Origin of the sequence: Rhodococcus sp. NPDC059234 (genome assembly GCF_042754225.1) — a bacterium.
Taxonomy (GTDB): Bacteria; Actinomycetota; Actinomycetes; order Mycobacteriales; family Mycobacteriaceae; genus Rhodococcus_G.
Genome location: NZ_JBHZAH010000122.1, coordinates 1 through 14,206, shown reverse-complemented (window position 1 = coordinate 14,206; position 14,206 = coordinate 1). Strand labels below are relative to the sequence as shown.

Here is a 14,206-nt window from a genome sequence, read left to right as displayed (position 1 = left end):
ATGCGGGGCCCGTCACGGGAAGGACCGGGAGTCTCTGCAGCCCTCAGGACTCCGGCACGGTCCGGTAGTTCGTCACCCCCACGACTATAGGGCAGCCTGCCCTAACTTGCAAGGGCCGTGGTGAGCCGACGGCGAATCGGCTGCCGCTCGGCGCGGGCCCGGACCGGGACGCCCGCCGCCTCGAACGCGTCGAGCAGGCCCTGTCCCCGACGTGCGGCGACCGACTCGGGGACGCCGCCGAGTGCCGGCATCCGCGTCGCGACGCCGAGCACCGACTCCCCCACCATCGCCCACAACAACCCGCGATCGACCGGGGCGACCTCGACGAGCGCGTCGAACACGGCCGCGAGCGCGGTTCGGCACCGACAGGCCGTCCACGTCAGCAGCGCGCGCTCACACGGCACCGCGACCGCGGCGGGCGAGTCGGACCAGCGGTCACCCGGAAGCACCCGCAGGACGGGGTCGGCGACGCCGGCCCAGTCGATGCATCCGTCGCTGTCCATGTGGATCCACAGGTTGTCCAAGCCGGCATCCCAGGCCCGACCCTCGAGCACCACCAGCGCCGCCACCCGCCCGACCACCGCGTGGATCAACGCGGCCGCCACCTCGACCCCCGCAGCCTCGAGATCTCCGACGTCCTCGAACGCCCGCGCGATCATCCGGTGCAGCCGATCCCCGCGAATCCCCTGCGCGAGGGCCCACCAGCGCCGCTTGGGCTGATCGGCCATGTCTGCGACGGCGTAGACCCGCGGATAGTCCGGGTGCACCGCCCGCAGGCAGGTACAGGACTCGGCGAGCGCGGCGGTCGACCCGAGAACTGCACCCTCGCGAACGGCGGTCACTGACACGGCACCCTCCTTGGTCGTCGAGCCGAGGCCCGCGAATTGTTCGAATGAAGGTTAGCCTAACCATAAGTTGACCGCCGGGCGTAACCCGGCCGGCCGCTCAAGATAGGGTTCCGTAACCTAAGCTCGATCAAAATTCGCCGACCAGGAGCACACGCCGTGACAACCACCCCCGACACCGGTTCGGTTGCCACGCACCCCCGCTCCCGCGAGGAGTTCGGCACCGACGCCGTCCCCCGCGGCCCCGCACCGCGATGGCGACGCTTCTGCGCGGCCGGCGCGGACCTCGCGATCGTCGCGGCACCGCTGGTCGTGGGCTGGTACCTGGTGACCGCGCTGCGCGACGCGAACGGCGGCGGTCAGATGGACCGCCTCGTCTTCGGTGGCGTCACCGTGGTCGTCGCGGCCGCACTGCTCGTGTGGAACCGCGGCGTCCGCGAAGGCAACACCGGTCAGAGCCTCGGCAAGGGCTGGCTCGACCTGGTCACCCGTGACGCCGCCACCGACGGCCCACTCGGGCCACGTCGGGCGCTGCTCCCCCGCACCGGCGCCGAAGTGGTCCGGTCCGCGACTGCGTACGCGGAAGGCTTCACTCCCGTCGCAGACGACAACACCATCACCGCGATCCGTCGGCGCCGGCTCCTTGGCCTCGCCGCGCTGACCCTGCTGCTCGGCGCCACCGTGCTCGCGAGCATCGCCGTCGGCGCGCGACCGATGGACTTCGCCGAGATCTTCCACGCCGTGTTCACCCCGACCGGGACCGACACCGACCTGGTGGTGCGGACGCTGCGCGTCCCCCGCACCGCACTCGCCCTCGTCGTCGGCATCGCCCTCGGCATCGCGGGCGCCCTGATCCAGGGCCACACCCGCAACCCGCTCGCCGACGCCGGACTGCTCGGACTCAACGCGGGCGCGGCGCTGTTCGTCGTGCTGTCGATCTACCTGCTCGGGCTCGCCGGGCCCAGCCAGTACCTCTGGTTCGCCTTCGCCGGCTCGCTGGCCGCCAGCGTCGTCGTGTTCGGGGTATCGGCGATCGGCAACGGCCGGTCCAGTCCGCTGAGCCTCGCCCTCGCCGGTGCCGCGGTGACGATGTTCCTGTCCGCGATGACCCAGACCGTGATCATGCTCGACCAGACCAGCCTCGACGGCTACCGCTTCTGGGTGGTCGGCTCGATCGCCGGACGCGGGCCCGAGGTGCTCTGGCAGGTGCTGCCGTTCCTGGTGATCGGCGTCCTGATCGCCCTGGCCAGCACGCCGAGCCTGAACGTGCTCAGCCTCGGCGAGGACGTCGCGCGCGGACTCGGCACCAACATCGCGCTCAGCCGTGCGGTCGGCATCGTCGCCATCGTCCTGCTCACCGGCGCCTCCACCGCGGCCTGCGGACCGATCGCCTTCGTCGGCCTCGTCGTGCCGCACGTGGCCCGCTCGATCACCGGCCCCGACTACCGCTGGCTCGTCCCCTACGCCGGCCTGCTCGGCGGAATCATGGTGCTGCTCGCCGACGTGATCGGCCGCGTCGTGGTCCGGCCCGGCGAACTGCAGGTCGGGATCGTGCTGGCCATGTTCGGCGCGCCGTTCTTCATCGCGCTGGTCCGGCGCAGGAAGCTGGTGTCCCTGTGAGCCTGACCGGCGAGACCGCCGACGCGGTCGCGGAAACTGTGCACGCGCGAGGCCCGCAGAACGACGACGCACTGCCCACCACCGTTCCCACCCGCCCGCCGTTCCGGGTCGGCCGGGTCTCGCTGGTGCGGCGCACCTCGATGGTCGTGATCACCCTCGCGCTGGTGGCCGCCGCGTTCGTGCTGCTGTGCGTCAACATCGGCCGCGGCGAGTTCTCGATCCCGGTCACCTCGGTCGCGGACATCCTCTTCGGCGGCGGCACCAAGGTCGAACGCTTCATCGTGATGGACCTGCGCCTGCCGCGCGGGCTGACCGCCCTGCTCACCGGCATCGCGCTCGGCATCTCGGGGGCCATCACGCAGTCCGTCCTGCGCAATCCGCTCGCCAGCCCGGACCTGCTCGGCATCACCGCGGGCGCCAGCGCCGCCGCGGTGTCCCTGATCGTCGTCGCAGGGGGCGGCACCTTCGTCGGCACCCTCGCGACGCTGGGTATCCCCTTCGCCGCGCTCGCCGGCGGAATCGTCACCGCGGTGATGATCTACGCGCTGGCGTGGCGCGGCGGCGTGCAGGGCTACCGGATCGTGCTGATCGGCATCGGGGCGAACGCGATGCTCATCGCCGCCATCCAGTGGATGCTGATCTCCGCGGACATCAACGACGTGGCCCGCGCCCAGGTCTGGCTCAACGGTTCGCTCAACGGCAGCGACTGGGCCCAGGTGTGGCCCGTCGCGATCGGCGTCGCGGTGGTCGGCACGCTCGCGCTCGTCTCGTCCTTCACCCTCGGCGCGCTGCGCCTCGGCGACGACAACGCCCGCGCCCTCGGAGTGCGACTGCAGGCCGGCCAGGCAGTGTTGTTGCTGGCCGCGGTCGCGCTGGCCGCCATCGCCACCGCGGCGGTCGGACCGATCGGGTTCGTCGCGCTCGCCGCACCGCAGGTCGCGATGCGCGTCCTGCGCACCCCGGGGCCGCCGATCCTCGCCTCCGGCCTGGTCGGCGCCGTCCTCGTCCTCGGCAGCGACGTGATCGGGCGGACCGTGTTGCCGGTGGAGCTGCCGGTCGGCATCGTCACCTCCGCGCTCGGCGGGCCGTTCCTCATCTACCTGCTCGTCCGCAACAACCGAAAGGTGTCCGCATGAGCGAGCACGCCCTCGACGCCTCAGCACCCGTCGCCGGGCCGACGACTCGCCTGGCCGCGGAGAACCTGACCGTGGGCTACGGCGATCGGGTGATCGTGGACGGCCTCGACCTCGAGATCCCGACCGGCGTGGTGACCACCGTCATCGGCCCGAACGGCTGCGGCAAGTCGACGCTGCTGCGCTCCCTCGCCCGGCTGCTCAAGCCCAAGTCCGGGCAGGTCGTGCTCGACGGACAGGCGATCTCGCAGATGCGCACCAAGGACGTCGCCCGCACCCTCGGCATGTTGCCGCAGGCACCGGTCGCGCCGGAGGGCCTCACCGTCGCCGACCTGGTGGCGCGCGGCCGGCACCCGCACCAGTCGTGGCTGCGGCAGTGGTCCTCCGACGACGAGGGCGAGGTGGCGAAGGCGCTGGCCCTGACCGGGGTCTCCGAGCTCGCCGACCGTTCGGTGGACCAGCTCTCGGGCGGACAGCGTCAGCGCGCATGGATCTCGATGGCCCTCGCGCAGGGCACCGACATCCTGCTGCTCGACGAGCCGACCACCTACCTCGATCTCGCGCACTCGGTGGAGGTGCTGGACCTGGTGGACCGGCTGCACTCCGAGCTCGGCCGGACCGTCGTGATGGTCCTGCACGACCTGAACCTCGCGATCCGTTACAGCGACCGGCTGGTGGTGATGTCCGAGGGGGCGATCGTCGCGCAGGGCGCCCCGTCCGAGGTGATCTCCCCGGAACTGCTCCTCGACGTGTTCGGGCTCGAGGCAAGGGTGATCGAGGATCCGGTATCGGACCGCCCGCTGATCGTCCCGGTCGGCACCCGGCACGTGTACGGGTCGGTCGGCGGCCCGGTGGCCTGACAGTCCGACCCGGATGTCACATTCGATTCCTCCCCGGTGTCTTCATGCCATGAGTTGGCAACCGGAGGAGGAATCATGACCGGCAACACCAGGATCCCGCGGGCAGAACTGACCGGAATCTACGGCTCGGTGGTCAAGCGAATGTCCCGCAGGATGTTCGGCGACGTGCCCGAACCGGTCGCGGTCGCGTGGCACAACCGGAAGGTCCTCGACTTCAGCTTCGCCGTCGGCCGCAAGGCGGAGAAGTGGGACCAGTGCGACGAGAACCTGAAGTCGTTCGCCCACATGGCGGTCGCCAGCCTCGTCGGCTGCAGCTTCTGCCTGGACTACGGCTACTTCCACGCCCACAACGAGGGACTCGACGTGGCCAAGGCGCGCGAGGTGCCCCGGTGGCGCGAGTCGGGGGTCTTCACGCCGCTCGAGCGGGACGTGATGGAGTACGCCGAGGCGATGACACGGACCCCGCCGACGGTCACCGACGCACTGTCGGCCAGGCTGCTGGCCGCGCTCGGCCCGGCCGCGCTGGTGGAGCTGACCGCGTTCGTCGCGCTGGCGAACCTCATGACACGCACGAACACCGCGCTCGGCATCGAGTCGCAGGAGTTCTCGGCCGCCTGCGACCTCCCGCCGCTCGCCGTACCGTCGACCACATGACCGACGACCCGTTCGTCACCCACCGCGGCCTGCTCTTCACCGTCGCCTACGAGATGCTCGGCTCCGCCGTCGACGCCGAGGACGTCGTCCAGGAGACGTGGCTGCGGTGGACCGACGTCGACCAGGGCGAGGTGCGCGACCCGCGCGCCTACCTGGTCCGGATGGTGACCAGGCAGGCGCTGAACCGGCTCCGGTCGGTGGCCCGGCGCCGGGAGGACTACGTCGGGGAATGGCTGCCCGAGCCGCTGCTCACCAGCCCCGACGTGGCCGAAGACGTCGAACTCGCCGAGAACGTCTCGATCGCGATGCTCACCGTGCTGGAGACCCTCGGTCCGGCCGAGCGGGCGGTGTTCGTGCTGCACGAGGTGTTCGACACGCCCTACCCGGAGATCGCCGCGGCGGTGGCCAAGACCCCGGCCGCGGTCCGGCAGATCGCGCATCGTGCCCGCGACCACGTCGCGGCGCGGCGGCCGCGGATGCAGGTGGACCGGGCACAGCAACAGGAGGCCGTGGACAAGTTCCTGGCCGCCGTCGCCACCGGTGACGTGCAGGCGCTGGTCGCGGTGCTCGCCCCCGACGTGGTGGCGGTCGCCGACGGCGGCGGCTTCGCGGCGGCCGCGCGGAAGCCGATCGTCGGGGCCGCGAAGGTGGCGCACTTCCTGTCGCGCGCTGCACGGATCCCGGACTTCGTGACGGCACCCGCGTGCTTCAACGGCATGCCGGCAATCCGGATCGACGTCGGCGGCGAGGTCACCGCGGTCAGCGTGGTGGTCGAGGACGGCCGGATCTCCCGGATCTACGCGGTCCGCAACCCGCACAAGCTCGGACGGCTGGACACGGTGGCCGAGCTGCGCCGGTGACGGCACCGGCCCACCTGGCTTGTGCAAGCCATAGTCAGAACGTAGGTTCTGACTATGGTCATTCACAGTCAGCCGTCGGCGGGGACGGCGCCGGCCTCCCGCACGAGCTTCGATGCGTCGTGGCGGGGGTTCGGGGGCATCCACGGCGGCCTGGTGGTCGCGGCTCTGGCCGACGCGGCGGCCGTCGAACTGGACGCCACCCCCACCGCGGTGTCCGCCCACCTGTACGCCCCGGTGCCGCCGGGCGAGTTTCGCGTCGACGTCGCCGTCGAGCACGGCGGGCGCTCGGCCAGCGCACGGTGCTCGATCGCGGGCTGCGCGACCGCCCTGGTCCGACTGGACCGCTCGCCGGAGACCACCACCGTGTGGCCGGGCCGGCCCGCGCTCCCGGACATCGCCCCGGAATCCCTTCCTCCACTGGAGATCCCCGTCGATTTCGTTCCGTTCTCGCAGTACCTCGACATCCGGCCGGTGAACTCGGCCCGTCCCTTCGCGGGTGGCGACGTCCCCGAGTTCGACGTCTGGATCCGCCTCACCGCCGACCTCGCCTTCGCCCCGCACGAGACCGCGGCGGTGCTGCTCGACGCGCTCCCGCCGGCGCTGTACGCCACCCGCACCACGCCGGACCCCATCCCGACCATCGAGTTCAGCGCCCACTTCCCGCCGGGCGCACCCGCCTCGGCGTGGTACCGACTGCGGCAACGCACGGTGTGGGCGACCTCGGACCTCTGCGTGGACGAGTCCGAACTGCACACCGCCACGGGCGAACTCGCCGGCCAGGCCCGGCAACTGCGGCGGATCCTCGACGCCACGGCGCCCGACCCCGCACGGTGATCACGACGGCCCCGCGGAGAACAACCGTCAGCTGCGAATCATCGTGCGCACCAACCGCATTCCCTGCCCGAACGACACCTCCGGCAGGTAGGCGCGGCCGATCGCGTTGCCGATGCTCGGCAGCGCGCCGGGGTCCGCGAAGGTCATGTGCATCGGCACGTACTCGGGCTGGAACTTCGACTTGAACGCGAGCAGCGAGCGGAAACCGTAGACCGGTTCGAGGGTGCGGCCGAGCACGTCGAGGACCTTGTCCATCACGACGCCGAGAGCGGTCCGCTCCCGTTCCTCCTCCTCGCTCGCGCTCGCGCCGGCCGGATCCTCCACCTTCGCCAGCGGCGCCCCGGACAGGCTGACGAACTCCGCCCCCTCCTCCTCGAGCAGCAGGGCCGCCGAGGCGATGAGGAACTCCATCGCGGGCCGGAAGCCCTCCGCGCGGCGCCGCATGAAGTCGAGGGTCCAGCCGACGACCTCACCGTCCCGGTACACCGGCATCCACGAGGTGATGCCGTGCACGGTCCGCTCGGCGTCGACGGCGATCAGGCAGCGCACCTGCGGGTCGTCGATCTCCTCGAGCCCGCCCAGGGTGAAGCCCATCTCGGGCATGCCCTTGTCCGCGACCCACTCCTCCGAGATCGCGGTGATCTGGTCGGTGATGGCGAGCGGTGCGCTGGGGAAGCTGATCCACTCGGCGTGCACCCCCGCCTTCTTCGCCCGGTTGAGCGCGGTCCGGACGTCCTGGAACTTCTTGCCGGTGAAGGCGAGTCCGGCCAGTCGCAGCACGGTCTCCTCGGCGACCTGGATGCCCGCCCACCCGATGCCGTCGGTCACCGCGCGCAGTTCCCCGGTGACGGAGTAGAAGCACGGGATCCAGCCGTTGCCGGTGGCGAACTCGGCGAACTCGGTGACGTTCTCGCGCAGACGTTCCCGCGGACCGACCGGGTCGCCGGTGGTCAGTGCGACACCCGAGATCACCCGGTACGCCACATAGCTGGTCCCGTCGGGGCTGAACCAGTACCGGTTGCCGCGCCAGGTGGTCATCCAGGACAGCGGGCTGCCGCTGCTCGAACGCAGCAGGGCGCGGGCCCGCTCGGCGTCGTCGGTCGCGGCGCCGTAGGCCGGCGTGAGGAAGGTCATCAGCACCGCGACGCACACGACGATCCAGAACAGCACCCCGGTCCATTCGTAGAGCAGGGTGGTGGCCGCACTGTCGGGCAGGAACTGCGGATCGAGCCACTGCAGGTACACCGGCGGGATCAGCCGCTGCGGGTAGTCGGCGAGCAGCGACCCGACGCCCGGCCGGCGGTCGAAGCCGCCGCCCGCGAGCATCGCGCCCGACACGTACGCCACCCCGAGGCCGGCCGCGACCGCGAGGATCAGCAGCCAGAGCCGACGGTAGGTGCCGCGCGGCGCGGAGACGGTGAAGAAGCCCCGCGTCACGACGAGCACCACCAGGATCGCGAGGGGCGTCAGGAACGGCGTCAGCGTCCGGTACAGGTTCGGCGAGTCGAGGCCGTAGAAGATCGACTCCTTCCCGACGAATCCCACGAACCGCACCGCGAAGTTGGCGAGCGAGAGCGCCAGCAGGATCACCTGCGCCACGACCGCCGCGATCCAGGCGAACCGGCGTCCACGGCGCAGCCCGTCCGCGAGGACGAGCAGGAAGATCGACGGCATCAGGCTGAGCAGGGTGGGGCCGAAGCCGCCGAGACGAAGCCCCAGCAGCCCGCGCCGACACTCCTCGCTGCTGCGCGACTGCGCGCAGAACTCGCGAACCTCGTCGGGCGTCCAGCCCGCCCCGCGGAACAGCTCGCGCAGGACCGCGAGCGGGCCGACCGCGTTCGGCGACAGCGCGGCCAGGACGGGACCGAGCGCGCTCGCCGCGACAACGAGCGCGACGAGGACCCGCCCCTCGCGCTGGGTGCCGGTCAGCCGGGCGCCCCGCGCGGACCGCCCGACGATCCACGGCCCGATCAGCAGGCCGACCACCGCGGCACTGAGCCGCACCATGTCCAGCAGGTGCCCACTGAACAGGGCGAGCGTGATGAGCAGCGCGAGCAGGCCCACCCGCAGCCGACGCCGCCACAGCGTGTTCATGCCGGAACTGGCGACCATCGCGACGCCCGCGATCCACGTCGTGGGCGACACTGCGGCGCCGACGTGCAGCCGGAACCCCCAGCCCTCGTCGACGAACTTGACCGCGTCCGAGACACCGAGAGCGATCAACGTGCCCAGCACCTGGGTACACACCGCGGCGGCCGCGAACCTCGCCGACCCGATCCGGTGTTCGATCGGGGCGGCCACCACGACGATCAGCACCGTCGCCACCAGGTACCCGACCAGGCTTGGCGCGAACAGCCCGGAGGTCAGGGTCGTCCAGACCCGGCCGTGTTCGAACGGCATGATGCCGGCGGCGAAGTGCCGCAGCACGTAACGGGTCGGTCCGCCCAGGCTCGACGTCGCGGCACCGAGCACCCAGATCAACACGAGCGCGCCGATACTGACCGGCGCGCCCGACGCGCCCGACCGGACCAGGTCGACGATCCGCCGGGACTGCCGGTCCACTGCCGTCACCGCCGTCGTCACGAGGTCAGCCCCATTCGCGTCGACAGCCATCCGAGTTCCTGCTCGAGCCCTGCGGACCACACCGCGAAGCTGTGGCCGCCGGGAAGCTCGACCAGTCGCACGTCCATGCCCGCGCGCTGCGCCGCCTCGTACAGCGTGTGCACGCCCGGCTTGAAGTCCTTGTCGTCGCGCCCGACCACGAACACCCCCGCCGTGTTCGGGAACCTCTGCCCGGCCATCAGGTCCATCGGGTTGACGGCCCGGAACTTCGTCTCGTCCCCGCCGAACGCCGCGTCGAGGGTGCGCCGATGGTCGCCGAGCGTCGGCTCCTCCTGGCCCGAGAGGTCGAGGAAGGTCGGGTAGCGGTCGGGATGGTTGGTGGCCATCTGCAGCGCGCAGGTGCCGCCGTAGGACAGGCCGCCGATCGCCCACGCGCGGGGGTCGGGATCCACCTGGAGGTTGGCGGTGACCCAGGCGGGCACGTCGGTGGCGAGGTAGGTCGCGACGTTGCCGAGCGCCGAGTCGACGCAGAGCGGGTTGGCGAGCTGGGACCCGGTGGCGTCGGCGACGACGACGATCGGCGCGAGGCCGCGGTGGTCGGCGGCGAAGGCATCCATCGTCTGGGCGAGTTTGCCGCCGTTGATCCAGTCCTCGGGGGTGCCGGGTTGGCCGGCGAGCAGGACCAGCACCGGAAGCTGCGGCCGCGGGTCCGCGAAGTAGGCGGGCGGCAGGTAGATCTGCGCGTCTCGCGCGACGAATCCCGAGACCGCGCCGGGAATCCGGACCGCGGTGACCCGACCGGCGGACGGCAGGTCCGGCGGCGGCTGCCACACGGTGTCCAGCGGCTTCCCGACCACCGGATGCGGTTCGGCGGGCGGCACGGACGTGAAGTCGATCTCGTTGGGGTTCGCGATACCCAGGGCGTCGCGAACCGTGGGATAGGCGTCGAACACCAGGTTCACCGTCGCCGCCGCGGCGGCGACGACGGCGAGTGCGGCGAACACCGACACCACCGTGCGCCAGGCCCGACGGTCCGCGAACAGCCGCGCCACCAGCAGCATCAGCGCCAGTACACCGAGTCCGATCCACACGTAGATCGAGGTCTCGACGGGATCGGGGAACGGGCGCCACCACTTCTCGACGACGAGCCACAGCGCGAGCGTGAGCACCAGCGCGGCGGTGCAGCAGATGGGGACGGTGCGACGTCGGTAGCCGCGCGAGCGGGTCGGGGCCAGCAGTAGCCACACCCCGCCGAGCGCGCCGAGCCCGGTGAGGATCCACGGCAACGGCCCCGAGATCAGGGACCAGCGGTAGAGCCAATCCACTTGACAGCCTCTCGGTATCCGACCTGCACGATATGCCGCTGCACATCGTAGGGCGGCTACCCCACGTTTACACCCGGAGGCGTACGACGGCGGGTAGTACGCACATTCGTCGGACGATCCGTAGACTGTTGCCATGGCAGGACTAGGCGAGCTCGAGCGAGCAGTAATGGACCACCTGTGGTCCAGTTCCGAACCCCAGACGGTTCGGCAGGTGCACGAGGCACTCGCCACCCGGCGGGAACTCGCGTACACCACGGTGATGACCGTGCTGCAGCGTCTCGCGAAGAAGAACCTGGTGGTCCAGCAGCGCGACGACCGCGCCCACCGCTACGTGCCGGTGCACGGCCGCGACGAGCTCGTCGCGAGCCTGATGTTCGACGCACTCGGGCAGGCCGACGCGTCCGAGGGACGGGCCGCGGCCCTGGTGAGTTTCGTCGGGAAGGTCGGCGCGGACGAGGCCGCGGCGCTGCGCGAGGCCCTGGCCGCGCTGGAGTCGTCGGACGCGGGCAAGCGTCACCTCCGCAGCGTCGATCCGGGGACCGATCGGGCCAGCTGACAATCGATGTGCATGATGGGTAGGCCATGAACCCCACCACCGCACTGGCCTTCGCACTGATGGCCCTGCTCCTCGCAGGTCCGGTGCCCGCGGTCCTCGCCCGCGCCACCTGGCCCTACCGCGCGCCCGGCGCCGCGCTGGTGCTGTGGCAGGCGATCGCGATCGCGGCGGTGCTCTCCGCGTTCAGTTCCGGGCTCGCGATCGCAACCCAGTTGCTGGTCCCCGGTGCCGACGGCCGGCCGACGACGGCGCCGCTGGCCGAGATCGACGCGCTGGGCCTGCCGCTGTGGACCGCGTACGTCGTGGTGTTCGCGATCACCCTCCTCATCGGCGCGAAGCTGATGTTCTCGATCGCCACCGTCGCGGTGCGGACCCGGCGTCGCCGCGCCCGCCACCGCATGCTCGTGGACCTGCTCGACCGGCGCGAACCGACCCGCAGCCGCAACTCGAACCTGCGGGTCCTCGAGGCCGAGGAACCCATCGCCTACTGCCTGCCCGGCCTGCGCCAGCGGGTGGTGCTGAGCGAGGGCACCCTCTCCAGCCTCAGCCGGCCCGAGGTCAAGGCGATCCTCATGCACGAACGCTCGCACCTGCGGGCACGGCACGACCTGGTGCTCGAGGCCTTCACCGCGGTGAACCAGGCCTTCCCGATGGTGGCGCGCAGCAAGTCCGCGCTCGGGTCCGTGCAACTGCTCGTCGAGATGCTCGCCGACGACGCCGCCGTGAAGGTCACCGGTCCCACCCCACTCGCCCGCGCACTGGTCGCGTGCGCCGGATCCAGCGCTCCGATGGGGGCACTCGCCGCGGGCGGGCCGCACACCCTCACCCGGATCCAGCGACTGTCGGCGACCGGCAGCGCGGTCCCGGTCGCCGCGGCGGCCTACCTCACCTCGGTGACGATCCTCGTGGTGCCGACCGTCGCGGTCGCGGTGCCGTGGCTGGTGGAGCTGAACCGTCTGTTCCACGGCTGAGTGGACAGTCACCGGGGTCACACCCGCCTGACGTGAGGTTGTCTAACGGCTCGCGTACACTGGACGACGGCCGCAATCGCGGCCCGAATCGTTTGACACTCATTTTCAGGCACATCTCTGCCCGCCGTGCGGCGCCTCAGTCGGCGCCGATTCGGAGGCATCGCGTGCCCTGGCTCGTCTCTTTGCGTGCTGCACGACAGCTCGCGCTCCGCGACGCGCCCGACGTCCGGAGAGGTAATTCCGCGTGACCAACGCTGTCCACATGTCTTCTGCTGCCCCCGTTTCCCCCGAGGAACCGGCTACGGCAGCACCCGAGGCCGCCCCGTCCACCGAGGCGACCGTCACCTTCGCCGAGATCGGCCTGCCCGGCCCCGTGGTCGCCGCGCTCTCCCGCAACGGCATCACGGTCCCGTCGCCGATCCAGGCGATGTCCGTGCCCGACGCCATCGCGGGCCGCAACGTGCTCGGCCGCGCGCAGACCGGCTCCGGTAAGACCCTCGCGTTCGGCCTGCCGATGCTCGCGCGCCTCGCGCAGCACGAGGACCGGCCCGCGCCCAAGCGCCCGCGCGCGCTGGTGCTGGTGCCGACCCGTGAGCTCGCCGTTCAGGTCGTCGACTCGCTGTTCCCCTACGCGTCCTCGGTCGGGGTGAACGTGCGCGCCGCCGTCGGCGGCATGCCCTTCACCAAGCAGGTCGAGCAGCTGCGTCGGGGCGTCGACATTCTCGTGGCCACCCCCGGCCGCCTCGGCGACCACCTGCGGCAGGGCACCTGCGTGCTCGACGACATCGAGATCACCGCGCTCGACGAGGCCGACCAGATGGCCGACATGGGCTTCCTCCCCGAGGTCCGTTCGATCCTCGACGCGACCCGTCCGGACGGCCAGCGGCTGCTGTTCTCGGCGACCCTGGACCGCGAGGTGCAGTCGCTGGTGCGTCAGTTCCTGCCCGACCACGTCCAGCACTCCACCGAGGACGGCCGCGCGAGCGTCGACACGATGGAGCACTACGTGCTGCTCGTCGAGCGCGGCCAGAAGGACGTCGTGCTCGCCGAGATCGGTGCGCGCGACGGCCGGACCATCATGTTCGCCCGCACCAAGCTCGGCTGCGAGGGCATCACCGATCGGCTTCGCGCCGTGGGCATTCCGGCCGAGGCGCTGCACGGCGGCAAGGCGCAGAACCAGCGCACCCGGGTGCTCGAGCGGTTCAAGAACGGCCGCACCCCGGTGCTCGTCGCCACCGACGTCGCCGCCCGCGGCATCCACGTCGACGGCATCGACCTGGTCGTGCACGTGGACCCGCCGGCCGACCACAAGGACTACCTGCACCGCGCCGGCCGCACCGCCCGCGCGGGCGAGAAGGGCACGGTCGTCGCGATCGTGCTGCCGAACCAGCGCCGCCTGGTCCGCAAGCTGACCGGCATGGCGGGTGTCGACGCGACCGCCGTCAACGTGGCGCCCGGTTCCGAGGAACTCGCGACCATCACCGGCGCGAAGGCGCCGAGCGGTGAGCCGGTGCGCGAGCAGCATTCCCGCGGCGAGCGCTCCTACGGGGATCGTCCGCGTCGTGACGGCGGCTACGACCGTCCGCGCCGCGACGGCGGTGGGTACCGCGGACAGTCCGGACCGCGCGGGGATCGTCCGCAGCGCAGCGAGGGCGGCTACCGCGGCTCCAGCGAGAACCGCTCCTACGGCGACCGCCCGCAGCGCAGCGAAGGCGGCTACCGCGGCGACCGCCCGCAGCGGTCCGAGGGCGGCTACCGCGGATCCAACGAGAACCGCTCCTACGGCGACCGCCCGCAGCGCTCCGAAGGCGGCTACCGCGGCGACCGCCCGCAGCGGTCCGAGGGCGGCTACCGCGGCTCCAACGAGAACCGCTCCTACGGCGACCGCCCCCAGCGCAGCGAAGGCGGCTACCGCGGCGACCGCCCGCAGCGGTCCGAGGGCGGCTACCGCGGATCCAACGAGAACCGCTCCTACGGCGACCGCCC

Annotated in this window: 12 protein-coding genes; 9 read left to right on the top strand and 3 right to left on the bottom strand. The window is 71.6% G+C overall.

What is annotated here, in order from left to right; genetic code table 11:
- Positions 1-101: 101 nt before the first annotated feature.
- Positions 102-848 carry a hypothetical protein gene (locus ACFXGJ_RS20680; protein ID WP_378624018.1) on the bottom strand — a complete coding sequence of 249 codons (747 nt, stop codon included), beginning with the start codon at positions 846-848 and terminating at the stop codon, positions 102-104.
- A 156-nt stretch (positions 849-1,004) separates the two neighbouring features.
- Here ACFXGJ_RS20680 and ACFXGJ_RS20675 point away from each other — a divergent pair, with 156 nt between their 5' ends.
- The 6 genes from ACFXGJ_RS20675 to ACFXGJ_RS20650 all read left to right on the top strand — a co-directional run bounded on the left by ACFXGJ_RS20675 (position 1,005) and on the right by ACFXGJ_RS20650 (position 6,806).
- Positions 1,005-2,465: an iron chelate uptake ABC transporter family permease subunit gene (locus ACFXGJ_RS20675; protein ID WP_378624016.1), complete on the top strand. Its 1,461-nt coding sequence runs from the start codon at positions 1,005-1,007 to the stop codon at positions 2,463-2,465.
- Positions 2,462-3,601 carry a FecCD family ABC transporter permease gene (locus ACFXGJ_RS20670; RefSeq protein ID WP_378624014.1) on the top strand — a complete coding sequence of 380 codons (1,140 nt, stop codon included), beginning with the start codon at positions 2,462-2,464 and terminating at the stop codon, positions 3,599-3,601. The genes ACFXGJ_RS20675 and ACFXGJ_RS20670 overlap by 4 nt, the downstream gene beginning before the upstream one ends.
- Positions 3,598-4,458 carry an ABC transporter ATP-binding protein gene (locus tag ACFXGJ_RS20665; RefSeq protein WP_378624012.1) on the top strand — a complete coding sequence of 287 codons (861 nt, stop codon included), beginning with the start codon at positions 3,598-3,600 and terminating at the stop codon, positions 4,456-4,458. Before ACFXGJ_RS20670 ends, ACFXGJ_RS20665 begins: the two co-directional genes overlap by 4 nt.
- A gap of 75 nt (positions 4,459-4,533) precedes the next feature.
- Positions 4,534-5,112 carry a carboxymuconolactone decarboxylase family protein gene (locus ACFXGJ_RS20660; protein WP_378624009.1) on the top strand — a complete coding sequence of 193 codons (579 nt, stop codon included), beginning with the start codon at positions 4,534-4,536 and terminating at the stop codon, positions 5,110-5,112.
- Positions 5,109-5,972 (top strand): RNA polymerase sigma-70 factor, encoded by an 864-nt coding sequence (locus tag ACFXGJ_RS20655; RefSeq protein ID WP_378624006.1) that lies wholly within the window; start codon positions 5,109-5,111, stop codon positions 5,970-5,972. Before ACFXGJ_RS20660 ends, ACFXGJ_RS20655 begins: the two co-directional genes overlap by 4 nt.
- Before the next feature lie 54 nt (positions 5,973-6,026).
- Positions 6,027-6,806 carry an acyl-CoA thioesterase gene (locus ACFXGJ_RS20650; protein ID WP_378624003.1) on the top strand — a complete coding sequence of 260 codons (780 nt, stop codon included), beginning with the start codon at positions 6,027-6,029 and terminating at the stop codon, positions 6,804-6,806.
- Between the two features lie 27 nt (positions 6,807-6,833).
- Here the strand turns inward: ACFXGJ_RS20650 and ACFXGJ_RS20645 are convergent, their stop codons facing one another.
- Both ACFXGJ_RS20645 and ACFXGJ_RS20640 read right to left on the bottom strand, forming a co-directional pair.
- The gene (locus ACFXGJ_RS20645) at positions 6,834-9,419 is read right to left on the bottom strand and encodes a bifunctional lysylphosphatidylglycerol flippase/synthetase MprF (RefSeq protein ID WP_378624000.1); all 2,586 of its coding nucleotides are present in this window, start codon (positions 9,417-9,419) and stop codon (positions 6,834-6,836) included.
- Entirely contained in the window at positions 9,386-10,693 is a 1,308-nt protein-coding gene (locus ACFXGJ_RS20640; RefSeq protein ID WP_378623997.1) for an alpha/beta hydrolase, read from the bottom strand. Before ACFXGJ_RS20640 ends, ACFXGJ_RS20645 begins: the two co-directional genes overlap by 34 nt.
- Positions 10,694-10,826: 133 nt before the next feature.
- Here ACFXGJ_RS20640 and ACFXGJ_RS20635 point away from each other — a divergent pair, with 133 nt between their 5' ends.
- The 3 genes from ACFXGJ_RS20635 to ACFXGJ_RS20625 form a co-directional block, all read left to right on the top strand.
- Positions 10,827-11,249 (top strand): BlaI/MecI/CopY family transcriptional regulator, encoded by a 423-nt coding sequence (locus ACFXGJ_RS20635; protein WP_378623994.1) that lies wholly within the window; start codon positions 10,827-10,829, stop codon positions 11,247-11,249.
- Between the two features lie 26 nt (positions 11,250-11,275).
- Positions 11,276-12,220: a M56 family metallopeptidase gene (locus ACFXGJ_RS20630; protein WP_378623992.1), complete on the top strand. Its 945-nt coding sequence runs from the start codon at positions 11,276-11,278 to the stop codon at positions 12,218-12,220.
- A gap of 244 nt (positions 12,221-12,464) precedes the next feature.
- The coding region (locus ACFXGJ_RS20625) for a DEAD/DEAH box helicase (RefSeq protein ID WP_378623989.1) at positions 12,465-14,206 on the top strand (1,742 nt) is incomplete at its 3' end.

Coding starts and splice junctions, on each gene's coding strand:
- ACFXGJ_RS20665 (WP_378624012.1), top strand. CDS start 3,598: ATGAGCGAGCACGCCCTCGACGCCTCAGCACCCGTCGCCGGGCCGACG.
- ACFXGJ_RS20660 (WP_378624009.1), top strand. CDS start 4,534: ATGACCGGCAACACCAGGATCCCGCGGGCAGAACTGACCGGAATCTAC.
- ACFXGJ_RS20655 (WP_378624006.1), top strand. CDS start 5,109: ATGACCGACGACCCGTTCGTCACCCACCGCGGCCTGCTCTTCACCGTC.
- ACFXGJ_RS20650 (WP_378624003.1), top strand. CDS start 6,027: ATGGTCATTCACAGTCAGCCGTCGGCGGGGACGGCGCCGGCCTCCCGC.
- ACFXGJ_RS20645 (WP_378624000.1), bottom strand. CDS start 9,419: ATGGCTGTCGACGCGAATGGGGCTGACCTCGTGACGACGGCGGTGACG.
- ACFXGJ_RS20635 (WP_378623994.1), top strand. CDS start 10,827: ATGGCAGGACTAGGCGAGCTCGAGCGAGCAGTAATGGACCACCTGTGG.
- ACFXGJ_RS20630 (WP_378623992.1), top strand. CDS start 11,276: ATGAACCCCACCACCGCACTGGCCTTCGCACTGATGGCCCTGCTCCTC.